This window comes from Oryzobacter telluris (genome assembly GCF_043099285.1).
Lineage (GTDB): Bacteria > Actinomycetota > Actinomycetes > Actinomycetales > Dermatophilaceae > Oryzobacter > Oryzobacter telluris.
Window position 1 is genome coordinate 2,142,710 of sequence record NZ_CP170723.1, and the last position, 24,513, is coordinate 2,167,222.

A 24,513-nucleotide genomic window follows, 5' to 3' on the forward strand; every position below is an offset into this window, starting at 1 on the left:
GGTCCGGACATGACCGGGATGTCGGTGCGTGTCCTCGACGCGGCGACCGGAACCGTGACGTCGACCGACGTCGACGCGATCCCCGTCGCCCTCGGCACCGAGGGCACCTGGGTGTGGGTCGACGTCGCCGAGCCGGACGAGTCCACGGCCACGCTGCTGCGCGAGGTGTTCTGCGTCCACCCCAAGGCCGCGGCCGACGGGCTGGCGCGCAACCACATCGCCCGCCTGCACCACTACGGCGACATCCTCTACCTCGCCCTGCACCGCCCCGAGCCGGGAGACTCCGGCCACGTCCACTACCTCGAGCTCGACCTCTACCTCGGGCCGAGCTTCCTCGTGACGCTGCACGGGCCGCGCAACCCGGTGGTCCCGGTGGCGTCGATGGTGCGCGAGACCGCCGACGTCGCGGCCCGCCTCGACGCCGGCCGGCTGCGCCCCGACGGTCCCGTCGCGCTGCTCTACGCCCTGGTGTCGGCCCTGACCAACGTGCAGGAGCGGCTCGTCAACGAGTTCGCCCAGCAGGTGGGCACGCTGGAGCAGCGGGTCATGGCCCAGGCCGACGACGACCACCCGCAGGAGTTCCTCGACGAGCTCTTCACGACCCGGCACACCCTCCTCACCGTGCGGACGATGGCGTCGCAGGGGGCCGAGGTCCTGGCCCGCGCGGCGACGCTGACCGCGCGCTCGGAGGCCGCCGACCCGCGCCTGCTCGAGGACCTGCGCGACCAGTACCAGCGCCTGGCGACGATCACCCGCAGCCAGCTCGAGTTCCTCGAGGGCGTCACCGACTTCTACCGCGCCCGCACCGAGACACGGATGCTCATCGCCGCCGAGCGGCTGGCGGTCATCGCGGCCATCACGCTGCCGGTGGCGGCGCTGTCGGGTGTCCTGGGGATGAACCTCATCGTCAACGACGCGACGAAGTGGCCGCTGCTCATCGCCGTGGTGGCGGTCATGACGGGGCTGTCGCTGTACCTCCTGCGGTGGGCGCGGCGCCAGGGCTGGTGGTGACCTGCGCGGTCTCGGCGACGACGTCGCGGCCGTGCCGGACGAACGCCTCGAGGAAGAGGTCGAGGTCGTCGTCGCGGGTGCGGTGGTTGGCGATGGCCACGCGCACGGCCACCACACCGCGCAGCACCGTGTCGGTCACGACCGCGATCCCGCTCTCCTGCACCCGGATCACCGCCTCGTGGTTGACGGCGTCGAGGGCGGCGTCGTCGAGCCCGGGGGCGGTGTAGCGCAGGCAGACGATGTCGCAGCCGACGGGCGCGAGCCGCTGGAGCTCGGGGTGGGCGTCGACCAGTCCGGCGAGGCGCCGGGCCTGGGCCGTGGTGCGGTCGATGACGGCAGCGAAGGCGTCGGCCCCGTAGGCGCGGAACCCCATCCAGACGCGCAGGGCACGGAACCCCCGCGACAGGGCCAGCCCGTACTCGGTGAACCAGACCTCGCCGGCGGAGATGCCGCGCGGCGCGTGGGCGAGGTAGGTGGGGACGACCGAGAACGTCGCGCGGTGGGCCGGCTCCTCGCGGACGAGGACGAGGCCGACGTCGATGGGCGCCTGCATCCACTTGTGCAGGTCGAGGGCGAGGGAGTCGGCGCGCTCGAGGCCACGCACCGTGGCGGCGTGGCTGCTGAGCCCGAGGAAGCCTCCGATCGCGCCGTCGACGTGGAACCAGAGGCCCTCCCGCTCGCACAGGTCGGCGACGGCCTCGAGGTCGTCGACCGCGCCGGTGTTGACGGTCCCGGCGCTGGCGACCACGGCGAGGGGCTCGATGCCCGCGGCCCGGTCGGCGTCGATCGCCGACCGGAGGGCCCCGAGGTCGAGCCGGAAGTCGTCGTCGACGGGGACCTGGCGCAGCGCCGAGGCACCCAGCCCCAGCAGCTCGCACGACTTGCGGTGGCAGCTGTGCACCTCGGTGGAGCCGTAGACCGCGAACCGGCGGCCGTCGGGCAGGCCGTGCTCCCGCAGGGCCGGCCCGAGCCGGTGGGACCTCGCGACGGCGAGGCCGACCATGTTGGCCTCGGAGGCGCCGCCGACGAGGAGCCCGCTGGCGGTCGTGGGGTAGCCCGCGGCCTCGGCGCACCACCGCACGACCTGCTGCTCGACGAGGACGGGGGAGTGGTCGGCCCCGCCGAGGTTGGGGTTGATGACGCTCGCCACGAGGTCGGCCAGCGACCCGACGGGGTGGCCGGCACCCATGTACCAGCCCCAGAACCGGGGGTGGTCGTTGCCCATCGAGTACGGGATGACCCGCTCGGCGACCTCGGCGTAGGCGACGTCGGCGCCGGCGGGGGTGCGGGGGAGCGGACCGTCGAACGAGCGGCGCACGTCGTCGGGCATGGCGCGCCAGACGGGCTCGTCGCGCCGGCCCGCGAGGTGGTCGACGAGGTCGTCGACCACGCGGTGCGCGAGCGAGCGGAAGGAGTCCCAGTCCTGCGGGTCGAGCCCGGTGCTGCCGTCGGGAGCCGGCAGCGCGCTCTCGTCGGGCGGCGCCATGGCCGGATCCTGCCACCGGGCACCGACCCTCGACCAGAGCCCGCGGGTCGGTGGGCGGGGCGCTGTCGGTGGGGGCGCCTACCGTAGGGGCATGCGTCCGACCACCGACCTCCAGCGCCGCCTGGCGCCCTTCGAGGTCGTCTCCGACTTCCAGCCCGCGGGTGACCAGCCCACGGCGATCGCCGACCTCGCCCGCCGCGTGCGCGCGGGCGAGCAGAACACGGTGCTCCTCGGCGCCACCGGCACCGGAAAGTCGGCGACCACCGCCTGGCTCGTCGAGGAGGTGCAGCGGCCCACCCTCGTCATGGCGCCGAACAAGACCCTCGCGGCGCAGCTCGCCAACGAGTTCCGCGAGCTGCTGCCGAACAACGCCGTCGAGTACTTCGTCAGCTACTACGACTACTTCCAGCCCGAGGCCTACGTCCCCCAGACCGACACCTACATCGAGAAGGACTCCTCGATCAACGACGAGGTCGAGCGGCTGCGGCACAGCGCCACCAACAGCCTGCTCACCCGCCGCGACGTCATCGTCGTCGCGTCCGTGTCGTGCATCTACGGCCTGGGCACCCCGCAGGAGTACGTCGACCGCATGGTCCGGCTGCGCGTCGGTGAGGAGATCCCCCGCGACGACCTGCTGCGCCGCTTCGTCCAGATGCAGTACACCCGCAACGACCTCGCCTTCACGCGCGGCACCTTCCGGGTGCGGGGCGACACCGTCGAGATCATCCCGATGTACGAGGAGCTCGCGGTCCGCATCGAGTTCTTCGGCGACGAGGTCGAGGCGGTCTACACGCTGCACCCGCTCACCGGTGAGGTGGTCCGCGAGGAGCAGGAGATGTACGTCTTCCCGGCCTCGCACTACGTCGCCGGTCCGGCCCGGATGGAGCGGGCGATCGCCGGCATCGAGTCCGAGCTCGAGGAGCAGCTCGCCCTGTTCGAGCGGCAGAACAAGCTCCTCGAGGCGCAGCGGCTGCGGATGCGCACCACCTACGACATCGAGATGATGCGCCAGGTCGGCTCCTGCTCGGGCATCGAGAACTACTCGATGCACATCGACGGCCGCCTGCCGGGAACCGCCCCCAACTGCCTCCTCGACTACTTCCCCGAGGACTTCCTCCTCGTCATCGACGAGTCGCACGTCACGGTGCCGCAGATCGGCGCGATGTACGAGGGCGACGCGTCGCGCAAGCGCACCCTCGTCGACCACGGGTTCCGGCTCCCGTCGGCCATGGACAACCGCCCGCTGAAGTGGGAGGAGTTCCTCGAGCGCATCGGCCAGACCGTCTACCTCTCGGCGACCCCCGGCCCGTACGAGCTGGCGAAGGCGTCGGGCGTGGTCGAGCAGATCATCCGCCCGACCGGGCTCATCGACCCCGAGATCATCCTCAAGCCCACCAAGGGCCAGATCGACGACCTCCTCCACGAGATCCGCATCCGCGCCGAGAAGAGCGAGCGCATCCTCGTCACCACGCTGACCAAGAAGATGGCCGAGGACCTCACCGACTACCTCCTCGACAAGGGCGTGCGGGTCCGTTACCTCCACTCCGACATCGACACCCTGCGCCGCGTCGAGCTCCTGCGCGAGCTGCGCCTGGGCGAGTACGACGTCCTCGTCGGCATCAACCTGCTGCGCGAGGGCCTCGACCTCCCGGAGGTCTCCCTCGTCGCCATTCTCGACGCCGACAAGGAGGGCTTCCTGCGCTCGGCCCGCAGCCTCATCCAGACCATCGGCCGGGCGGCGCGCAACGTCTCCGGGCAGGTGCACATGTACGCCGACAAGGTCACCCCGTCGATGGCCGCGGCCGTCGAGGAGACCTCGCGCCGGCGCGAGAAGCAGGTCGCCTACAACCTCGAGCGCGGCATCGACCCCCAGCCGCTGCGCAAGAAGATCAACGACATCACCGACATGCTCAACCGCGAGGACGCCGACACCGAGGAGCTCCTCGGGTCGGGTCGGGCCCGCTCTCGCGGCAAGAGCGACGGGGGGCGCGGCGGGCGCGGGGCGGCCGCGGCCGACGTCGCCCTCGGCGCGCGGCGCACCGAGCCGGTGGCCGCCGCCGACCTCGCCAACCTCATCCAGGAGCTCAGCACCCAGATGCACCAGGCCGCGGGCGACCTCCACTTCGAGCTCGCCGCGCGGCTGCGCGACGAGATCGGCGACCTGAAGAAGGAGCTGCGTCAGATGAGCGAGGCCACGCGGTGAGCCCCGCGTCGGGATCGCCCGACGGGGCGGCGGCACGGATCGCGGCCCACGCCCTCGGCAAGCCCGGGGCCTGGGCCGACCAGCCGTGGGAGGGCGACCACGTCGCCAAGGTGGGCGAGAAGATCTTCGCGTTCCTCGGGGGCGATGCCGTCGGGGTCAAGGCGGGCAAGGGCCGCGCCGAGGCCGACGAGTGGCTCGCCGAGTACCCCGACGACACCTCCGTCATGGCCTACATCGGTCGCAACGGCTGGAACACCCTGCGCATCGGCGGCGCCATCCCCGAGGACGCCCTGCTCGAGGCCGTCGACACCTCCTACGCGCTCGTCGTCGGTGGTCTGCCGAAGTCCCGCCGCCCCGAGGGCTGGGACGTCGGCTGAGACCGGACGGCGGTGCAGGCCACGGCTGCTCGGCATGCGAGAAGCGCGTCCGGCGGCCCGGTGCCCGGTCGTCGACCCTGTGAGCCCGTCGGTAGGCTGACGCGGTGATCCCCTCGATGCTCCCCACCGCGACCCCTTCGCTCGACCTGCCGACGTGGGTCTGGTGGGTCACGATCGGCGTGGCGGCGCTCGTCCTCGCGTTCGACGTCGTCTGGATCGCCCGCAACCCGCACCGGCCCTCGAACAAGGAGACCGGCCTCGCGCTCGGCGTCTACGTCGGCGCGGCGATCCTGTTCGGGCTCGGCATGTGGGCCTTCGCCGGCGGCCAGCTCGCGGGGGAGTACTTCGCCGGCTGGTTGACCGAGTACTCGCTGTCGGTCGACAACCTCTTCATCTTCCTGCTGATCATGGCCAAGTTCGCGGTGCCGGAGAGGCTCCAGCAGTTCGCGCTCATGGTCGGCATCATCATCGCCATCGTCCTGCGCGGCATCTTCATCTGGGTGGGCGCCGCGGCGATCAACAACTTCAGCTGGGTCTTCTACATCTTCGGCGCCTTCCTCATCTACACCGCCGTCAAGCTGGCCCGCGAGGGGGAGAGCGACGACGACGAGTACGAGGAGAACCGCTTCATGAAGGCGGTGGAGTCGCGCTTCCCCGCCACCAAGGAGTACGACGGCACCAAGCTGTTCACCAAGGAGACGGGCAAGCGCCTGGCGACGCCGCTCTTCTTCGTCATCATCGCCCTCGGCACCACCGACCTGCTCTTCGCCCTGGACTCGATCCCCGCGATCTACGGCCTCACCCGCGAGCCCTACATCGTCCTCGTCGCGAACCTCTTCGCGCTCATGGGCCTGCGCCAGCTGTACTTCCTCCTCGGCGGGCTCCTGAAGAAGCTCGTCTACCTGAGCATCGGCCTGGCCGTGCTGCTCGCGTTCATCGGCGTCAAGCTCCTGCTGCACGCGCTGCACGAGAACGAGCTGCCCTTCATCAACGGGGGTGAGCACGTCAGCGTCCCGGAGATCCCGATCGCCGTCTCGCTCGGCGCCATCGTCGTCATCCTCGGCGTCACGACGGTCGCGAGCCTGATGAAGACGCGCCGCGACCCCGATGCCGTCAAGAACGTCCCCGGGCCGGGCGACGGCGGCCACTCCGCCTGACCTGACGGCCTAGGCGCCCGCGGCCTCCGCCGGGTCCTTGCGCGCGCCGAGCCCGAGGACGAGCGCGGAGGCCCCGACGACGAGCGCCATCCCGGCCAGCTGGGTCGGGCTGAGCAGCTGGCCGAGGACGACGAGTCCCGCCAGCGCGGCGCACGCCGGCTCGAGGCTGAGCAGGATGCCGAACACCTGCGCCGTGAGCCGGCGCAGCGCGAGCAGCTCGAGCGAGTAGGGCAGCACCGACGACAGCACCGCGATGCCCAGCCCCTTGAGGAGGGTCTCGCCGGTCCACAGCGGCACGCTGCCGATGCCGAGCGGCAGCGTGACGACGGTGGCGACGACCATCGCCAGGGCGAGCCCCTCGAGCTGGGGGAACTCCGCGCCGGTCCGCCCGGACAGGACGATGTACGCCGCCCAGAAGCCACCGGCCGCCAGCGCCAGGAGGATGCCGGTCCACGGGAGGTCGCCGAACGGCACGCTCAGCGCCTCCGAGATGAGGACGACGCCGCCCGCCGCTGCGAGGACGGCCACGCCGTCGAGCACCCGCCGCGACAGCGCCGCGGCCAGGGCGAGGGGGCCGATGAACTCGATCGTCACGGCGACACCGATGGGCAGGTGCGCCAGCGAGCTGTAGAAGGTGAAGTTCATCAGGCCGAGCGCGACGCCGAACGCGGTGACCGTGAGCCACGCGCGCCGCGAGTGGCCGCGCCACCGGGGCCGCACGAAGACGAGCAGCAGCGCCGTGGCGAAGATGAGCCGCATGACCACCGACCCGCCCGCCCCGATGACCGGGACGAGGGTCTGGGCCAGCGCGCCCCCGAACTGCACCGACACCACGCCGGCCATGACGAGCAGGGGAGCGGGCACCCGGTCGGCCACGGTCGTCACCGGGTCACCCTAACCACGGGCTCGGGGTGCTCGTCGGCCCGTCCACCTCGACGTCCGCGATGGCGATGGGCCCCCACGCACGGGCCATGGTGGTGCGCACCGATGAGGCGTAGCGTCGCCTCGCGGCCGTCGGCCGGACCTGCGGGAAGGGGCGTGGCCATGACCGGTTCGCTGGGGGACGCCGGGCCTGCGAGCGGAGCGACCGAGCGAGCGGTCGCGGCGTTCGGGAGCACGATGCGCGGCCTCTTCGGCAGCCTGCCGGACGGGGAGTGGCACGAGGAGCGCGACCTGGTGCGCTACGCCACCGGGCTGGGCGCCGCCCGTCTCAACGGGATCTGGGTGGTGGGGCCCGGCGCGTCCGAGGAGTCGGCGGCGTCGTGGCTCACCGAGCTGGAGCGACGGGGTCTCCCGCGGTGCGTCATCGCCCGACCCCGGGCCCCGGGCTGGACCACGGACCTCGCGGCACGGCACCTGCTGACGCGCGTCGAGCACGAGCCGTTCATGCTCCACACCGACCCCGGTGCGGTCGTCGTCCCGGACACGCCGGTGACCACGAGGGTCGCCCCCGACGACGACGAGGCCGTACGCCTGGCACGCCAGGTCTTCGTCGAGGGCTTCGAGGGACCGGACGAGCTCATCGGCTGGATGATGTCGCCCCCCGTGCTGTCGGTCCCCGGGAACGCCGCCTGGCTGGGGCGGGTCGAGGGCGTCGCGTGCACCGTGGGCTTCGGGTCGGTCGTCGGCGACCACGTCGGCGTCTTCAACATCGCCACGCCGCCCGCCCACCGGCGTCGCGGCCACGGCAACGCCGTCACCGCGCGCGTCGTGGCCGAGGGTTTCGCCGTCGGCGCGCGCACCGCCTACCTCCAGGCGAGCGAGCTGGGCTACCCCGTGTACGAGCGGATGGGCTTCCGCACGGTCGAGACCTGGCCGAGCCACTACCCCCCGCAGTAGCCCTTCGGCACCCGCCGTGCCGGGGCCGGTGGTCAGGGCTCGACCGGGCCATTGCGTGGGCCCCGTCGAAGGACCATCGTCGAGGGGGAGGTGGCCCATGACGGCAGGCGCAGTGGTCGTGGTGGGCGCCGGTTCGGCCGGTCTGGCCGTCAGCCACCGGTTGCGCGCGGCCGGTGTCGACCACGTGGTCCTCGAACGGGGTCGCGTGGCCCAGGCGTGGCGCGACCGCTGGGACAGCTTCACTCTCGTGACGCCCAACTGGACGCTGCGTCTGCCCGACAGCGAGCCCACCGGGGCCGACCCGGAGGGGCACGTCGACCGTGAGGCGATCATCGCGTTCCTGCAGGGCTACGCAGCGGGTCGCGCGGGGTCGGTGCGCGAGGGGGTGAGGGTCGACGCCATCACGCGCGGCGCGACCTCCAGGCTGCGGCTCGTCACGAGCGAGGGCGATCTCGCTGCGGACACGGTGGTCGTGTGCACCGGGGCCTTTCAGCGTCCGCACCTCCCGGCGGCGCTCAGCGGGCTCACCGGGCCAGCGGTGCTGGACTCGACGTCCTACCGCCGCCCTGCCGACCTGCCCGACGGCCGCGTCCTCGTCGTGGGCAGCGGGCAGACCGGCGTCCAGCTGGCGGAGGAGCTGCACCTCGCGGGCCGCGAGGTCGTGCTGGCCTGCGGGCGCGCGCCCTGGTCGCCCCGGCGGCTCGACGGCCTCGACGTCGTCACCTGGCTCGAGCGGGCCGGCTTCTTCGACCTGCCCCGCTCCGCACTCCCCGCACCGGAGGCTCGGCTGTGGGGCAACATCCAGGCGACCGGCGCCCGTGGCGGGCACGACCTGCACTACCGCGTCCTGCAGGACCTCGGCGTGACCCTGGCGGGGCGGGTCGACCGCGTGGCCGACGGGTGGGTGAGCTTCGCGGGCGACCTCGCCGAGTCGGTCGCCTTCGGCGATGCCCGGCTCGCCGACCTGGGCCGTCTCCTGCGCGACCGACTGGGGCGGGATGCCCCGGAGGTGCCGCAGCCCGTCCCGTTCGTGGCCGACCCCCCGCGCGGCATCCGGGTGGCCGACCTCGCGGCGGTCCTCGTCACGAGCGGCTTCCGGCCCGACTACGCACGATGGGTCCGGCTGCCGGTCTTCGACGCCTCAGGCTTCCCCTTGACCCACGAGGACCTGTCGACCGCCGTTCCCGGGCTGTACTTCTGCGGCGTCCACTTCCTGCGCAACCGCCGGTCCTCACTGCTGTGGGGCGTCGGCGACGACGCAGACGTCGTCGTCCGCACCCTGGTCCGGGAGCGGGTACACCCCTGACGCGTCACCAGCCTCGGGCGCGCCACTCCTCGAGGTGCGGCCGCTCGGCCCCGATGGTCGAGTCGCCGCCGTGCCCCGGGTAGAACCACGTGTCGTCGTCGTGCGTGGCGAAGACCCGGTCGACGACGTCCGGGTAGAGCTGCTCGAAGCTCTGGCCCGGGTTCTTCGTGTTGCCCACCCCGCCGGGGAACAGCGAGTCGCCGGTGAACAGGTGGGTGGTGCCGTCGGGGTCGTGCCACGACAGCGCGACCGAGCCGGGCGTGTGGCCGCGCAGGTGGATGACGTCGAGCTCGAGCTCGCCGACCGTGACGACGTCACCGTGGCGGAGCCGGATGTCGGGTGCCACGGGCAGGGCGTCGGCGTCGTCGGCGCCGGCGTAGGTGGTGGCCCCGGTGGCCGACGCCACGGCCTCGAGGGCGCGGACGTGGTCCCAGTGCTGGTGGGTGGTGACGAGGTGGTCGAGCCGGCCGGTGCCCTCGGCGACGAGCGCGAGGCAGCGGTCGGCGTCGTCGGCGGCGTCGACGAGGAGCTGCTCGCCCGTGGCCGTGCAGGTGACGAGGTAGACGTTGTTGTGCATCTCGGACACCGACATCTTGCGGATGGTCGCGCGGCGCAGCTCGCGCACGTCGCTGGGTCCGCCGGGCTGCACGTCTCCCGTGTAGGTCACCGGCTCACCGTCCTGCGGGCAGGGTCGGGAGCTGGTCGGCCGCCACGCCCTCGGTGAGGCCGCGGGCCAGCCAGCCGAGGAGGGCGGCGCGCGTGCCCCGGACCTCGGTCGAGCCGACCCCCACCGACCACTCGTCGCCCTCCGTGGTGCGCAACGTGACGTCGGGCGCGTCGGCCTCACCGCGCAGCCGCACCACCTCCTCCTCGAGGAAGAGGCGCTGCAGCTCGGGCTCGAGGTCGGCGAAGCCGAACCCGGCGTCGAGGTCGACGTGGTGCCAGGTGATCTCGCGCAGGCGCATCATCGTGATGTCGGCGGCCGTGCCGCGGATGTCGCCCGGGGTGCGCTCGAGGGGCTGGTCGGCGTGCTCGGCACCCAGGCGGGGAAGCTCGGCGGCCAGGGCGGCAGCGGAGGTCTCGACGTCGTCGGCGAGGTCGGCGACCGACCGACGGGCGCCGTCGTCGATGTCGGCGTTGCGCTTCTCGCGGCTGTCGTACATGGTCTCCCGCGGGCCGTCGACGATGCCGCGCGTCATCCGGCCCAGCCCGTCGGCGTTGCGTGCCACGTGGCTGAGCACGTGCCCCTGCGTCCAGCCCTCGCACAGCGACGGCCGGGTGGGGTCCTCGAGGGAGCGGGCGGTGGCGAGCAGCCGGTCGGTGTGCGCGGCGACCAGGGGGAGGAGGTCGGGGGAGTGCGGGTCCATGGGTCCGACGCTACCGCCGGGCCCGGTCCGGGGGCCGTGGGGTGGTCGGCCCGTCCCGCGATGAGAGGTCTGTCGGTGGGCCCACCTAGGCTGTCGACCGTGAGTCATGACCACCTCGTCGTCCGTGGTGCCCGCGAGCACAACCTCAAGGACATCAGCATCGAGATCCCCCGCGATGCCCTCGTCGTCTTCACCGGTCTGAGCGGTTCGGGCAAGTCCAGCCTGGCCTTCGACACGATCTTCGCCGAGGGCCAGCGGCGCTATGTCGAGTCGCTGTCCGCCTACGCCCGGCAGTTCCTCGGGCAGATGGACAAGCCCGACGTCGACTTCATCGAGGGGCTGTCGCCGGCCGTCTCCATCGACCAGAAGTCGACCAACCGCAACCCGCGGTCCACCGTCGGCACCATCACCGAGGTCTACGACTACCTGCGCCTGCTCTTCGCACGCGCCGGGCGCCCGCACTGCCCGGTCTGCGGTGAGCCCGTCGGCCGCCAGACCCCGCAGCAGATCGTCGACCGGCTGCTCGAGCTCCCCGAGAAGACCCGCTTCCAGGTGCTCGCGCCGGTCGTGCGGGCCCGCAAGGGCGAGTACGTCGACCTCTTCGCCGAGCTGCAGTCCAAGGGCTTCGCCCGCGCCCGAGTCGACGGCGCCGTGGTCACCCTCACCGACCCGCCGAAGCTCGAGAAGCAGGTCAAGCACTCCATCGACGTCGTCGTCGACCGCCTCGTCGCCAAGGGTGCCGACTCCACGGCCAAGCAGCGGCTCACCGACTCCGTCGAGACGGCCCTCGGGCTGGCCGGCGGCGTCCTCGTCGTCGAGTTCGTCGACCTCGAGGAGGGCCACCCCGACCGCGAGCGGCGCTTCTCCGAGAAGATGGCCTGCCCCAACGACCACCCCCTCTCGATGGACGAGATCGAGCCGCGCTCGTTCTCGTTCAACAGCCCGTTCGGGGCCTGCCCCGAGTGCACCGGCATCGGCACCGAGCTCGAGGTCGACCCCGAGCTCATCGTCCCCGACGACGACCTCACCCTCGCCGAGGGCGCCATCGCGCCGTGGGCCACGGCCTCCGGCGCCGCCGACTACTTCCAGCGGGTCATGGCGGCCCTCGCCGACGACCTGAAGTTCTCGATGGACGTGCCGTGGCGCGCGCTGCCGCAGCGGGCCCGCGACGCCCTCCTGCACGGCAAGAACCACAAGGTGCACGTCCGCTACAAGAACCGGTTCGGCCGCGAGCGGTCGTACTCCACCGGGTTCGAGGGCGCCGTCCCGTTCGTCAAGCGCCGCCACGGCGAGACCGACTCCGAGTGGAGCCGTGAGCGGTACGAGGGGTACATGCGCGAGGTGCCGTGCCCCGTCTGCCAGGGCGCCCGCCTCAAGCCCGAGTCCCTCTCGGTGACCATCGGTGGCCACTCCATCGCCGACGTCAGCCGGCTCGCCATCGGGGAGGCCGCGCACTTCCTCGACACCGTCGACTTCACCGAGCGCGAGCAGCAGATCGCGGCGCGGGTCATCAAGGAGATCAACGCCCGCCTCGGGTTCCTCCTCGACGTCGGCCTCGACTACCTCAGCCTCTCGCGCCCCGCGGGCACGCTGAGCGGCGGTGAGGCGCAGCGCATCCGGCTCGCGACGCAGATCGGGTCGGGCCTCGTCGGCGTCCTCTACGTCCTCGACGAGCCGAGCATCGGGCTGCACCAGCGCGACAACCACCGGCTCATCGAGACGCTCACCCGGCTGCGCGACCTCGGCAACACGCTCATCGTCGTCGAGCACGACGAGGACACCATCGCCACCGCCGACTGGGTCGTCGACATCGGCCCCGGCGCGGGGGAGCACGGCGGCCAGGTCGTCCACTCCGGCACCGTGCAGGGCCTGCTCGACCACCCCGACTCGCTCACCGGCAAGTACCTGTCCGGCCGGCGCGAGATCACCGTGCCCGAGGTGCGGCGCCCGCAGGAGAAGGGCCGCCAGGTCACCGTCGTCGGGGCCAACGAGAACAACCTCGACAAGGTCTCGGTGTCCTTCCCGCTCGGCAACCTCGTCGCCGTCACGGGGGTGTCCGGGTCGGGCAAGTCCACGCTCGTCAACGACATCCTCTACAACGTCCTCGCGAACAAGCTCAACGGCGCGCGCCACGTCCCCGGGCGGCACAAGACGGTCACCGGGCTCGAGCACCTCGACAAGGTCGTCCACGTCGACCAGAGCCCCATCGGGCGCACCCCGCGCAGCAACGCGGCCACGTACACCGGCGTCTTCGACCACGTGCGCAAGCTGTTCGCCACCACGAGCGAGGCGAAGGTGCGCGGCTACCAGCCGGGCCGGTTCTCGTTCAACGTCAAGGGCGGCCGCTGCGAGGCCTGCTCGGGCGACGGCACCATCAAGATCGAGATGAACTTCCTTCCCGACGTCTACGTCCCGTGCGAGGTCTGCCACGGTGCGCGGTACAACCGCGAGACGCTCGAGGTGCACTTCAAGGGTAAGACCGTCGCCGACGTCCTCGACATGCCGATCGAGGAGGCCGCCGACTTCTTCGCCGCCGTGCCCGCCATCTCCCGGCACATGAAGACGCTCAACGAGGTCGGCCTGGGCTACGTGCGGCTCGGCCAGCCGGCGCCCACCCTCTCCGGTGGTGAGGCGCAGCGCGTCAAGCTCGCCTCCGAGCTGCAGAAGCGCAGCACGGGCCGCACCATCTACGTCCTCGACGAGCCCACCACGGGCCTGCACTTCGAGGACATCCGCAAGCTGCTCAAGGTGCTCCAGGGCCTGGTCGACAAGGGCAACACCGTCATCGTCATCGAGCACAACCTCGACGTCATCAAGAGCGCCGACTGGGTCGTCGACCTCGGACCCGAGGGCGGCAGCGGCGGTGGTCGCGTCATCGCCGAGGGCACGCCCGAGGCCGTCGCGGCGATGGAGCACTCGCACACCGGGCGGTTCCTCGCACCGATCCTCGCGCGCACCGCGCGCACGGCCGACCGCAAGCCGGCGTCTCCACGGAAGAAGGCCGCACCGGCCTCCGCGGCCAGGACGACGGCGGCAGAGGGCGCGGCCACCATGGCGCGCACCCCGGCCAGGAAGGCCCCGGCGAAGAAGGCGACCGCGACGAAGGCAACGGCGACGAAGGCAACCGCCACGAAGGCCGCAGCCCGGAAGTCGACGTCGCGCCGCGCCGCCTCCTGACCACGCACGACGAAGGGCCGGGCTGACCACGTGGTCAGCCCGGCCCTGTCGTCGGTGCGAGGTGCGTCAGTCTGCCCACGCAGAGCGTGGGACCCGGCCTCAGTCTTCGCCGAGGTACGCCTTGCGGACGTCGTCGCTGGCGAGGAGCTCCTTGCCGCTGCCCGCGAGCACGATCTTGCCGACCTCGAGGACGTAGCCCTTCGTCGCGCGCTTGAGCGCCGCCTGGGCGTTCTGCTCGACGAGGAGGATCGTCGTGCCCTGCTGCTGCAGGGTCGTCACCGTGGTCATGATCTTCTTCATCATGAGCGGGGACAGGCCCATCGACGGCTCGTCGAGCATGAGCAGCTTGGGGCGGCTCATCATCGCCCGGCCCATGGCGAGCATCTGCTGCTCACCACCGGAGAACGTTCCCGCCGGCTGCGACCGCCGCTCCCGAAGGATCGGGAAGAGGTCGAAGGCGGCCTCGAGGTCGCCGGCGATCCCCTTGTCCTTGCGGGCGAACGCCCCGAGGTTGAGGTTGTCCTCGACCGTGAGGCGCGGGAAGATCCGGCGCCCCTCGGGGGAGTGGGCCAGCCCGAGGGTGACGATGTCGTGGGCCGCGACCGAGGTGAGGTCCTTGCCCAGGAACGTGATCGACCCCGAGTTGGGGCGCAGCAGACCGGAGATGGTCCGCAGCGTCGTCGTCTTGCCGGCACCGTTGGTGCCGATCAGCGTGACGACCTCACCCTCGTTGACGTCGAAGCTGATCCCCTTGACGGCCTTGATCTTGCCGTAGGAGACCTCGAGGTCCTTGACCTCCAGCATCGCGCTCACGCGTCCTCCTCCTCGTCCGCGTCGTCGCCACCGATGTAGGCCTCGATGACCCGGTGGTCGGACTGCACCTCACCGGGGGTGCCCTCCACGAGGAGGGACCCTCGCACGAGGCACAGCACCCGGTCACACAGGTTGAAGATGAACCGCATGTCGTGCTCGATGACGACGACGGCCAGACCGCTCGCCCTGATCTTCTTGATCAGGTGCATCGTGTCCTCGGTCTCCTTGGGGTTCATCCCCGCGGTGGGTTCGTCGAGGAGCAGGAGCTGCGGGTCGGTGGCCAGCGCGCGGGCGATCTCGAGCCGACGCTGGTCACCGTAGGGGAGGTTGCGGGCGAGGATCTCGGTGGACTTGCCCAGCCCCACGTAGTCGAGCAGCTCCTGCGCGCGCAGGCGGGTGGCCGCCTCCTCGCGCTTGAACTTCGGCCCGCGCAGGATGGAGGTGAGCGCCATCGAGGAGGTGCGGCAGTACCGCCCGACCATGACGTTCTCCAGGGCGGTCATGTTGCCGAAGAGCCGGATGTTCTGGAACGTGCGGGCCATGCCGGCCTGCACGACCTTGAGCGGCTTCGGCGGCAGCGTCTCGCCGTGGAGGGTCACCCGCCCCTCGGTGGGGATGTACATCCCCGTGAGGCAGTTGAAGAACGTCGTCTTTCCGGCGCCGTTGGGGCCGATCAGGCCGACGATCTCGCCCTCGTGCACCTTCATCGACACGTCGTCGACGGCGGTGAGGCCGCCGAAGCGCATCGTGACGCCCGAGGCCTCGAGGACGACCTTCTCGCCGACCTGGTGCTCCGCGGTGTCGGTCTCGGTGACGGTCACTTCGCCTCCTGCAGGTGCTGGGACTGGACGATCTCGCTGAGCTCTTCGTCGTCCTCGTGGAACTCCAGCTGGCGCCGCTTGGAGGCGATGAGGCCCTCCGGACGGAACCGCATCATGACGACGAGCAGGAGGCCGAACACGAGGAGCCGGTAGTCGTTGACCTCGCGCAGCTTCTCGGGGAGGAGCTTGAGGATCGTCGCGCCGACGAGGACACCGAGGACGGTGCCCATGCCGCCGAGGACGACCGCCGCGAGGAGGAACGCCGACTCGAGGAAGATGTACTGGTCGGGACTGACCGAGGTGTCCTGGTGCGCCTTGATCGTGCCGGCGAGGCCGGCGAGCGAGGCGCCCACGGCGAACGCGAGGAGCTTGAGGCCGAAGACGTTGACGCCCATGGCCTCCGCCGCGCGCTCGTCCTCACGGATCGCGACCCAGCCACGGCCGATGCGGCTGTCGTTGAGGCGGACGAAGATGAGGATGACGAAGGCGATGAGGAGCAGCAGCAGGAAGTAGTAGTTGCTGAAGCGCCCCAACGGGATCCCCATGAGCGTGTGCACCTGGCCGAAGTCGTACCCGAAGAAGTTCAGGTCCGGGATGGCCGGGATGCCGTTCGGGCCGTTGGTCAACTTGGGCCCGTTGTTGCCGTCGAGGTTGAACATCGCCAGGCGGAAGATCTCACCGAAGCCGAGGGTGACGATGGCGAGGTAGTCGCCGGACACGCGCAGCGTCGGGGTGCCGATGATGAGGCCGGCCGTGGCCGCAACCCCCATGCCGATGAGCATGACGACGAAGAACGGCGGCTTCCAGCCGATCGTGGCGAACGCCGACGTGGACAGCATCGCCCCGGTGTAGGCGCCGGTTCCGAGGAACGCGATGTAGCCGAGGTCGAGCAGGCCGGCGAGGCCGACGACGATGTTCAGGCCGAGGGCGGTGGCCGCGAAGATGAGGATCTGCGTGGCGATCGACATGTTCGCGTCGGAGCCGTCCTGGGTGAACGGGAAGAGGAACGCGACGACGAAGGCGGCGAGCAGCAGCACCCGGCGGTTGTTGCCGCCGACGAAGCCGAGGTAGCCGCCGAACCCGGAGCCGAGGAGGCCACCGGCGACGCCGATGAGGGCGATGAGGAAGGCCGCGAAGACCACGCCGTCCTCGATGCCGAGGGTGTAGGCCGTCGTGAAGAGGACCACGGCCATGATGACGACGATGATGAGGATCTCGACGACGTTGCTCAGGCGGGGCCACTTTCGCACGTCGAGCTCGACCTCGGGGGAGACGAACCCGGCCGCCGCCATGAGGACGGCACCGACGAGCGCGACGTAGACGCCCTCGTTGGCGTTGACCAGGCCGTCGGCGAGGTAGGCGATCGAGCCGAGCACCCACAGCGCGAAGATCACCGAGGTGACGCCCATGACGCGCAGCCCGCGGGCCGGGCTGAGCCAGGCCGGGCGGCGGAGCAGGAGCACCCCGAGGACCACGGCGGTGACGCCGAGGAACATCGCGAAGATCTGGATGCCGAGCGGGAAGAACCGCACCGAGATGTCGTCGAGGATGCGGTCGTCGTAGCTCCACGACAGCAGGCCGCTGACGACGAGGAGCACGCCACCGGCGATGGCGAGGATCGGCGCCTTGGCGCCGTGCTTGGCCCGGACCTCGTCCGGGAGGGCGAACTTGCTCATGCCCGGTCCACCACCTTCGCGCCGAGGAGGCCCTGCGGTCGGAAGACCAGGACCAGGATGAGGAGGGCGAACGCCCAGACGTCCTTCCACGGGGAGCCACCGAAGGTGCCCGGGATGAACTGGACCGCCATCGACTCGACGATGCCGAGGGTGAGACCGCCGACGACGGCACCCCAGACGTTGCCGATGCCGCCGAGGACCGCGGCGGTGAACGCCTTGAGGCCCGCGAGGAAGCCCATCTTGAAGTTGATGTTCGTGACCTGCAGTCCCTGCGCCACCCCGGCGATCGCCGCGAGCGTGGCGCCGACGGCGAACGCCACGACGATGATCCGGTCGACGTTGATGCCCATGAGTCGGGCGGTGTCGGGGTCCTGCGAGACGGCCTGCATGCCGCGGCCGGTCTTCGTGCGGTTGACGAAGTACCACAGGCCCGCGGCGCACATGATGAGCGCGCCGATCGTGAACAGCGCCGAGCGCTGGATCGTGACGCCGCCGACGTTGAACGCCGGACCGGTGACGACCTGGATCTGCGGGAAGGGCACCCGCTGCTTCGCGTCCGGGAAGTCCGCGAAGGGGACCCGGCCGTAGAACAGCCGCACGAGCTCCTGGAGGAACACCGAGATGCCGATGGCGGTGATGAGGGGGGCGAGGCGGGGCGCGTTGCGCAGGGGCCGGTAGGCGATGCGCTCCATGAGGACCGCCGTCCCGACCGAGGCGGCGATGGCCCCGATGAGCATGATCGGCAACGTCCAGACCGCGGTCTCGCCCTCGAAGAAGAGGAGCCAGGTCGACAGGGCACCGAACGCGCCGATCATGAAGATCTCGCCGTGGGCGAAGTTGATCAGCTGGACGATGCCGTAGACGACGGTGTAACCGACGGCGATCAGGGCGTAGAGCGATCCCAGGGTCAGCCCGTTGATGAGCTGCTGGGCGAATTGGTCCACCACGATCTCCTAGGTGTCGTGAACAGGCTGGGGGGAGCGTAGTGGTGCAGGGGGAGTGATGTCTCCCACCACGCGGGTGGCGGCCTGCGAGAACCGGCTCTCGGCCCCGACGGCGGCGTCGGGCCGCCGTCCTCCACGGTGACCGGGGGGACAGCCCGGTCAGGGTCGGACGACGGGTGCTGCGGTGCCGCAGAACGGCATCGGCTGCGTGAGGACGGACGACGGCGGGGGTGGTCCCAAGGGGTCCACCCCCGCCGTCAGGTCACATCACGGCTGGGCCGTCACGCAGGGTTTACTTGAACTCCTCCGTGCTCACGGCCTCCCACTTGCCGCCCTTGACACCGTAGACGGTGAGGACGCGGGAGGTCGTGTCGCCGTACTCGTCGAAGGCCACCTTGCCGGTGACGCCGTCGAACGCGACCGAGCTCATCGCCGCGACGGTGCCCTGGCGGGCGGCGTCGGCGGAGGCGGCGTCCTTGAGGGACACCTTGAGCGCGTTGATGATGGCGTTGGCCGCGTCGTACGCGTAGGCACCGTAGGCCTCGTACGGCTCGGCGTACTTCGCACCCTCGTAGGCCGTGATGAACGACTTGGCCGACTCGAGGGTGTCGGTCGGGGCGCCGACCGAGGTGGAGAGGTCACCGTCGGCGGTGGCGCCGGCGAGCTTGACGTACTCACCCGAGAAGATGCCGTCGCCGCCCATGAGCGGGACGTTGAGGCCGGCGGCCTTCATCTGCTGGGAGAACGGACCAGCCTGGGGGAACTCGCCGCCGTAGTACACGGCCTTCGGGTTCGAGGGCTTGATCTTGGAGATGACGGCGTCGTACTTGTCGTCGTCGGGGTTGATGGTCTCGGCGGCGACGATCTTGCCACCGAGCTTCGTGTACTCCTTGCTGAAGGCGTCGACGAGGCCCTGACCGTAGGTCTTCTTGTCGTGGACCGTCGCGACCTCCTTGATGTTCGCCTTCTCGAACAGGTAGCGCGCCGCGAAGGGGCCCTGGATCGAGTCGGTGGTGCAGGTGCGGAAGTACGTGGGGTAGGTCCGCTTGGGGGCGGTGAGGAAGTCCGCGCCCTGGGTCAGCGCCGGGTTGGTGTTGGCCGGCGAGACCTGGGTGATGTTGGCGGCCGCGAGGACCGGCTGGACGCTCTGGGCGACGCTGGAGTTGAGCGTGCCGACGACGCCGACGACGTCCTTGTCGGACGCGAGCTTCGTCGCGGCGTTCTTGCCGACGTCGGGGGTGGCCTGGTCGTCCTCGGCCGCGAGCTCGAGGGTCCAGCCCGGGATGGCCTTGGACTCGTTGGCCTGCTTGATGGCCAGGTCGACCGAGTGCTCGATGCCCTTGCCGAGGGCGGCGAGGTCGCCGGAGAGGGGCGCGATGACGCCGATCTTGGCGACCTTGTTCTCACTGGCTCCGCCAGTGGCATCGCCGTCGCTGCCGCCGCGCGTACCGCACGCGGACAGGGCCAGCGAGGCGACGAGCAGCGAGGCGCCAGCGGCGACCACGGAACGCTGAGGCACGTTTCCTCCTGAGATGTGCTGTGGGTGTGAGCAGGTGTGCTCGTGCCCGCGTTGGTGGCGAGCAAGCGCACTGTAACCACAGGCCACGGGGGTCGCCCAGCACCTCGCCCAGAGTGCGGCCGAGTTGTTACCTCACGGTGACCTGTGGATCGGCTGTGGAATCGGCCGTCTCGGGAACGATGGTCGTGGACCACTCGCTCACGGATTTCCCGGCGATACTGCCGGGACGCACGGCGCCCGACCGCCACCGACGACCCAGGAGGACTGCGATGAGCAGCCAGCAGCGGACCCACCAGACCCCCGCCACGACCGTCCCGGCGGTCGACGACGGCACCGTCGAGCAGGCCACCTCGGGGCACGCCTGCGGCTGCGTCTCGCGCCGGCAGTCGTTCGTCGTGGCCGGTGCCGCGGTGGTGGGGACCGCGGGCCTGACCGCCTGCGGGGCGGCCGAGGACGCGGCCAAGGGGGTCGCCTCCTCTGCGGCGTCGGCGGCGTCGTCCGCCGCGGCGTCGGTGGCGGGGGAGGCCATCCAGGCGGCGACCATCCCCGTCGGCGGCGGCAAGGTGTTCGAGGACCTCAAGGTCGTCGTCACCCAGCCGACCGCGGGCGACTTCAAGGCGTTCTCCGCGACCTGCCCGCACCAGGGCTGCACCGTGGCCAGCGTGAAGGACAACACCATCACCTGCCCGTGCCACGGCAGCCAGTTCGACGCCACGACCGGTGACGTCAAGCAGGGTCCGGCCACCAAGGGCCTCGACCCCAAGACCGTCACCGTCGGCGCCGACGGCCTCAAGATCACCTGACCCCCGCTGTCTCCTCGTGGGGAGCCGCCTCGGGGTGGGGGCCCTGACGCGGCTCCCCACGAGGGCAGCAGGAGGGGGTGTCGGGTGGCGGTCGTAGGGTTGACGACGTGGCCGACCCGTCGACGTACCGCCCTCGGCCGGGGGAGATCCCGACCGAGCCCGGCGTGTACCGCTTCCGCGACAAGGACGGGCGCGTCATCTACGTCGGCAAGGCCAAGAGCCTGCGCCAGCGGCTGTCCTCGTACTTCCAGGACGTCAGCGCGCTGCACCACCGCACGGCCACGATGGTGCGCACCGGCGCCAGCGTCGAGTGGACCGTGGTCTCCACCGAGGTCGAGGCCCTCCAGCTCGAGTACGCGTGGATCAAGGAGTTCGACCCGCGCTTCAACGTCCGCTACCGCGACGACAAGTCCTATCCGTACCTCGCCGTCACCCTGGGTGAGGAGTATCCGCGAGCCCAGGTGATGCGCGGCGCGAAGCGCAAGGGCACCCGCTACTTCGGTCCCTACGCCCACGCCTGGGCCATCCGCGAGACCCTCGACCTCGCCCTCCGGGTCTTCCCCGTGCGCACCTGCTCCAGCGGCGTCTTCAAGCGCGCGGGCCAGGTCGGCCGCCCGTGCCTCCTCGGCTACATCGACAAGTGCAGCGCCCCCTGCGTCGGCCGGGTCGACGAGCAGACCCACCGCCAGATCGCCGAGGACTTCTGCGACTTCATGGCGGGCGAGACCGGCCGCTTCGTCGGGCGCCTCACGGGCGAGATGAAGCAGGCCGCGGCCGAGCTCGACTTCGAGCGCGCCGCCCGCCTGCGCGACGACATCGGTGCCCTCGAGCGCGTCCTGGAGAAGTCCGCCGTCGTCCTCCCCGACGCCACCGACGCCGACGTCTTCGCCCTCGCCGAGGACGAGCTCGAGGTCGCGTTCCAGCTCTTCCACGTCCGGGGCGGCCGGGTGCGCGGCCAGCGCGGCTGGGTCGCCGAGCGCGACGCCGAGACCACCCCGGAGGTCGTCGAGCACCTGCTCCAGCAGGTCTACGGCGGCGAGTCCGGCGAGGGCGTCCCGCGCGAGGTGCTCGTCCCCGTCCTCCCCGACGACGCACCGGCCCTCGGCGAGTGGCTCAGCGGGCTGCGCGGCAGCCGGGTCGACCTGCGCGTCCCGCAGCGCGGCGACAAGCGCACCCTGATGGAGACGGTCGCCCGCAACGCGAGCCAGAGCCTGGCCCGCCACAAGGTCACCCGGGCCGGCGACCTCACCACGCGCAGCCAGGCCCTCCAGCAGCTCCAGGAGTTCCTCGACCTCGACGAGGCCCCGCTGCGCGTCGAGTGCTTCGACATCAGCCACGTCCAGGGCACCCAGGTCGTCGGGTCGATGGTCGTCTTCGAGGACGGCCTGCCCCGCAAGTCCGAGTACCGGCGCTTCATCGTGCGCGGCGACGAGACCGGCGCCACCGACGACACCGCCGCGATGCACGAGGTCCTCACCCGCCGCTTCCGGCGCGGGCAGAAGGAGGAGGCCGAGGTCCGCGAGAGCGAGCGGCACGTCCTCGACGACGGCCCCGTCACCCCGGAGGAGGGGGCGCGCCCCGCACGGTTCGCCTACCGCCCCAACCTCGTCGTCGTCGACGGCGGCCTGCCCCAGGTCAACGCCGCCGCCCGCGCGCTCGAGGACGTGGGCGTCGTCGACGTCACCGTCGTCGGTCTGGCCAAGCGCCTGGAGGAGGTGTGGCTGCCCGGCGTGGAGCACCCCGTGGTCCTGCCTCGTACCAGCGAGGGCCTCTACCTCCTGCAGCGGCTGCGCGACGAGGCCCACCGCTTCGCCATCACCTTCCACCGACAGCGCCGCTCCAAGGCGATGACGACCAGCCAGCTCGACGGCATCCCGGGGCTGGGGGAGAAGCGGCGCAAGGCGCTGCTCAAGCGGTTCGGGTCGGTGAAGAAGATCCGTGCGGCCTCCCTCGAGGAGCTCGCCGACGTCCCCGGTATCGGCCCTGCGCTGGCAGCCGTGGTTGCGGCAGAGTTGGCCCCGACCGCCGACGCCATGCCCGCGGTCAACCTCGCCACCGGTGAGGTCATCGACGACGACGAAGGAGCACCAGGTGTCGACGGAGCCCGGGACGACCGAGGAGCCGGGGACGACGGCCGCACCGGGGGACGGTGAGCCCACGCCTGACACCCCGCCACCGGTGCCGAGCAACACCGACTTCGTCATCGTCACCGGGCTGAGCGGCGCCGGCCGCTCCACCGCCGCCAACGTCATCGAGGACCGCGGCTGGTACGTCGTCGACAACCTCCCCCCGCAGCTGCTCTCACCCATGGCCGAGCTCGCGAGCCAGGTCCGCGACTCGGGGGTCACCGAGCTGCGCATCGCCGCGGTGGTCGACGTGCGCGCCCGCGCCTTCCGCTCCGAGCTGCGCCTCGGGCTCGCGGCCCTGCGCGAGGCCGGCTGGCACCCGCACCTGATCTTCCTCGACGCCACCGACGAGGCCCTCGTGCGCCGCTTCGAGAGCGTCCGGCGCCCGCACCCCCTCCAGGGCGACGGACGCCTCCTCGACGGCATCCAGGCCGAGCGCGAGATGCTGCGTGACCTGCGGGCCGAGGCCCAGGTCGTCATCGACACCTCCGGCCTCAACGTCCACCAGCTCGGGCGCAAGCTCGCGCCGCTCCTCGGCGTCGAGGGCGGCCCCAGCGTCCGGCTGGCCCTGATGTCGTTCGGCTTCAAGTACGGCGTGCCGCTCGACGCCGACTTCGTCCTCGACATGCGCTGGCTGCCCAACCCGTTCTGGGTGCCCGAGCTCAAGGCCCTCACCGGTGCCGACCAGCCCGTGGCCGACTGGGTCATGGGCCAGGAGGGCGCCACCGACTTCCTCGACCGGGTCGTCGCCATGCTCGAGCCCGTCGTCAACGGCTACCTGAGCGAGGGGCGGCGCTACGCGACGGTCGCCATCGGCTGCACCGGCGGCAAGCACCGCTCCGTCGCGATGACGCAGGCCCTCGCCGCACGCCTCACCACCGACCGCGTCGCCACCTTCGTCGTCCACCGCGACCTGGGGCGCGAGTGACCGGGCCGGTCGTCGCGGCACTCGGCGGGGGACACGGACTGGCGGCCACCCTCGGCGCGCTGCGCTACGTCACCGACGAGCTCACCGCCATCGTCACCGTCGCCGACGACGGCGGCTCCAGCGGCCGGCTGCGCGACGAGTTCGGCGTCCTGCCGCCCGGTGACCTCCGGATGGCGCTGGCCGCCCTCTGCGGCGAGAGCGAGTGGGGACACACGTGGCGCGACGTCCTCCAGCACCGCTTCGCCGGCGACGGCCCGCTCGGCGGCCACGCCCTGGGCAACCTGCTCATCGTCGCCCTCTGGGAGCTGCACGACGACCCCGTCGCCGGGCTCGACCTCGTCGGCCGCCTCCTCGGCGCCCAGGGCCGGGTCCTGCCGATGGCCGCGGTGCCCCTCGCCATCGAGGCCGACGTCAGCGGGCTCGACCCCGACGACCCCACGGCCGTGCGGCTCGTCCAGGGCCAGGCCCAGGTCGCCGTCACCCCCGGCACCGTCGAGGCCGTGCGGCTCGTCCCCGCCGACCCGCCCGCCTACCCGGAGTCGGTCGCGGCCATCCGCAGCGCCGACTGGGTCGTCCTCGGGCCGGGGTCGTGGTTCACCTCGGTGATGACGCACCTGCTCGTCCCGGAGGTCCGCGAGGCCCTGGAGGTCACCCGCGCCAAGCGGATGCTCGTCCTCAACCTCGACCCGGGCACGGGGGAGACCGCCGGCTTCAGCGCCGAACGGCACCTGGAGACCTTCGCCGACCTCGCCCCGCGCCTGCGGCTCGACGTCGTGCTCGCCGACCCCGCCGTCGTCGACGACGCCTCCACGCTCTCCGAGCACTGCGCCCGGCTGGGTGCCACGCTGCTCGTCACCCCTGTCTCGCACCGGGACCGCCCCGGAGAGCACGACCCGCTCCGCTTCGCGGCCGCGCTGCGGGACGTCGTCACCACCGCAGGAGGGCGCCGATGACGCGTGG

20 protein-coding genes are annotated in these 24,513 nt (G+C 71.6%); 11 read left to right on the top strand and 9 right to left on the bottom strand.

Translation table 11 applies throughout. From position 1 onward, the window contains the following. Positions 1–9: 9 nt before the first annotated feature. The gene (locus tag ACFLFB_RS09780; protein ID WP_392541984.1) at positions 10–1,011 is read left to right on the top strand and encodes a CorA family divalent cation transporter; all 1,002 of its coding nucleotides are present in this window, start codon (positions 10–12) and stop codon (positions 1,009–1,011) included. Here ACFLFB_RS09780 and ACFLFB_RS09785 read toward each other — a convergent pair. Beyond that, positions 953–2,497: a pyridoxal phosphate-dependent decarboxylase family protein gene (locus tag ACFLFB_RS09785; protein WP_392541985.1), complete on the bottom strand. Its 1,545-nt coding sequence runs from the start codon at positions 2,495–2,497 to the stop codon at positions 953–955. The genes ACFLFB_RS09780 and ACFLFB_RS09785 overlap by 59 nt on opposite strands. A gap of 91 nt (positions 2,498–2,588) precedes the next feature. Between ACFLFB_RS09785 and uvrB the strand changes: the two genes are divergently transcribed. From uvrB to ACFLFB_RS09800, 3 genes are all read left to right on the top strand, one after another. Then, positions 2,589–4,700 carry an excinuclease ABC subunit UvrB gene (gene uvrB / locus ACFLFB_RS09790; RefSeq protein WP_392541986.1) on the top strand — a complete coding sequence of 704 codons (2,112 nt, stop codon included), beginning with the start codon at positions 2,589–2,591 and terminating at the stop codon, positions 4,698–4,700. Then, entirely contained in the window at positions 4,697–5,077 is a 381-nt protein-coding gene (locus ACFLFB_RS09795; RefSeq protein WP_392541987.1) for an MmcQ/YjbR family DNA-binding protein, read from the top strand. Before uvrB ends, ACFLFB_RS09795 begins: the two co-directional genes overlap by 4 nt. 116 nt (positions 5,078–5,193) lie before the next feature. Continuing rightward, a complete protein-coding gene (locus tag ACFLFB_RS09800; RefSeq protein ID WP_392545407.1) occupies positions 5,194–6,234 on the top strand; it encodes a TerC family protein in 1,041 nt (346 codons plus the stop codon). Positions 6,235–6,243: 9 nt separating this feature from the next. Here the strand turns inward: ACFLFB_RS09800 and ACFLFB_RS09805 are convergent, their stop codons facing one another. Then, positions 6,244–7,077: a DMT family transporter gene (locus tag ACFLFB_RS09805; RefSeq protein WP_392545408.1), complete on the bottom strand. Its 834-nt coding sequence runs from the start codon at positions 7,075–7,077 to the stop codon at positions 6,244–6,246. A gap of 201 nt (positions 7,078–7,278) precedes the next feature. Here ACFLFB_RS09805 and ACFLFB_RS09810 point away from each other — a divergent pair, with 201 nt between their 5' ends. Next, positions 7,279–8,073, top strand: a complete 795-nt coding sequence (locus ACFLFB_RS09810) for a GNAT family N-acetyltransferase (protein ID WP_392541988.1) — start codon at positions 7,279–7,281, stop codon at positions 8,071–8,073. A 97-nt stretch (positions 8,074–8,170) separates the two neighbouring features. Further along, positions 8,171–9,379, top strand: a complete 1,209-nt coding sequence (locus tag ACFLFB_RS09815) for an NAD(P)-binding domain-containing protein (protein ID WP_392541989.1) — start codon at positions 8,171–8,173, stop codon at positions 9,377–9,379. Between the two features lie 4 nt (positions 9,380–9,383). On the opposite strand, the gene ACFLFB_RS09820 is transcribed toward ACFLFB_RS09815, so the two are convergent. Both ACFLFB_RS09820 and ACFLFB_RS09825 read right to left on the bottom strand, forming a co-directional pair. After that, positions 9,384–10,046: an MBL fold metallo-hydrolase gene (locus ACFLFB_RS09820; protein WP_392541990.1), complete on the bottom strand. Its 663-nt coding sequence runs from the start codon at positions 10,044–10,046 to the stop codon at positions 9,384–9,386. Positions 10,047–10,050: 4 nt separating this feature from the next. Beyond that, positions 10,051–10,746 carry a maleylpyruvate isomerase family mycothiol-dependent enzyme gene (locus ACFLFB_RS09825; RefSeq protein ID WP_392541991.1) on the bottom strand — a complete coding sequence of 232 codons (696 nt, stop codon included), beginning with the start codon at positions 10,744–10,746 and terminating at the stop codon, positions 10,051–10,053. 60 nt (positions 10,747–10,806) lie between these two features. Here ACFLFB_RS09825 and uvrA point away from each other — a divergent pair, with 60 nt between their 5' ends. Then, entirely contained in the window at positions 10,807–13,923 is a 3,117-nt protein-coding gene (gene uvrA, locus ACFLFB_RS09830) for an excinuclease ABC subunit UvrA (RefSeq protein WP_392541992.1), read from the top strand. Between the two features lie 99 nt (positions 13,924–14,022). Here the strand turns inward: uvrA and ACFLFB_RS09835 are convergent, their stop codons facing one another. The 5 genes from ACFLFB_RS09835 to ACFLFB_RS09855 form a co-directional block, all read right to left on the bottom strand. Beyond that, entirely contained in the window at positions 14,023–14,736 is a 714-nt protein-coding gene (locus tag ACFLFB_RS09835) for an ABC transporter ATP-binding protein (protein WP_392541993.1), read from the bottom strand. Next, entirely contained in the window at positions 14,733–15,557 is an 825-nt protein-coding gene (locus ACFLFB_RS09840) for an ABC transporter ATP-binding protein (RefSeq protein WP_392541994.1), read from the bottom strand. The genes ACFLFB_RS09835 and ACFLFB_RS09840 overlap by 4 nt, the downstream gene beginning before the upstream one ends. Beyond that, on the bottom strand, positions 15,554–17,233 hold the full coding sequence (locus ACFLFB_RS09845) for a branched-chain amino acid ABC transporter permease (RefSeq protein ID WP_392541995.1): 1,680 nt from the start codon (positions 17,231–17,233) through the stop codon (positions 15,554–15,556). The genes ACFLFB_RS09840 and ACFLFB_RS09845 overlap by 4 nt, the downstream gene beginning before the upstream one ends. Next, positions 17,230–18,177, bottom strand: coding sequence for a branched-chain amino acid ABC transporter permease (locus tag ACFLFB_RS09850; RefSeq protein ID WP_392541996.1), 948 nt, complete (start codon positions 18,175–18,177; stop codon positions 17,230–17,232). Before ACFLFB_RS09850 ends, ACFLFB_RS09845 begins: the two co-directional genes overlap by 4 nt. 292 nt (positions 18,178–18,469) lie before the next feature. Continuing rightward, positions 18,470–19,696, bottom strand: coding sequence for a branched-chain amino acid ABC transporter substrate-binding protein (locus tag ACFLFB_RS09855; RefSeq protein WP_392541997.1), 1,227 nt, complete (start codon positions 19,694–19,696; stop codon positions 18,470–18,472). 269 nt (positions 19,697–19,965) lie between these two features. Here ACFLFB_RS09855 and ACFLFB_RS09860 point away from each other — a divergent pair, with 269 nt between their 5' ends. The 4 genes from ACFLFB_RS09860 (at position 19,966) to yvcK (ending at position 24,506) form a co-directional block, all read left to right on the top strand. Beyond that, positions 19,966–20,499 (top strand): Rieske (2Fe-2S) protein, encoded by a 534-nt coding sequence (locus ACFLFB_RS09860; protein WP_392541998.1) that lies wholly within the window; start codon positions 19,966–19,968, stop codon positions 20,497–20,499. Between the two features lie 107 nt (positions 20,500–20,606). Continuing rightward, a complete protein-coding gene (gene uvrC, locus ACFLFB_RS09865; RefSeq protein WP_392541999.1) occupies positions 20,607–22,652 on the top strand; it encodes an excinuclease ABC subunit UvrC in 2,046 nt (681 codons plus the stop codon). Then, positions 22,591–23,553 carry an RNase adapter RapZ gene (gene rapZ / locus ACFLFB_RS09870; RefSeq protein ID WP_392542000.1) on the top strand — a complete coding sequence of 321 codons (963 nt, stop codon included), beginning with the start codon at positions 22,591–22,593 and terminating at the stop codon, positions 23,551–23,553. The genes uvrC and rapZ overlap by 62 nt, the downstream gene beginning before the upstream one ends. Beyond that, positions 23,550–24,506 (top strand): uridine diphosphate-N-acetylglucosamine-binding protein YvcK, encoded by a 957-nt coding sequence (yvcK, locus tag ACFLFB_RS09875; RefSeq protein WP_392542001.1) that lies wholly within the window; start codon positions 23,550–23,552, stop codon positions 24,504–24,506. Before rapZ ends, yvcK begins: the two co-directional genes overlap by 4 nt. Positions 24,507–24,513: the final 7 nt, after the last annotated feature.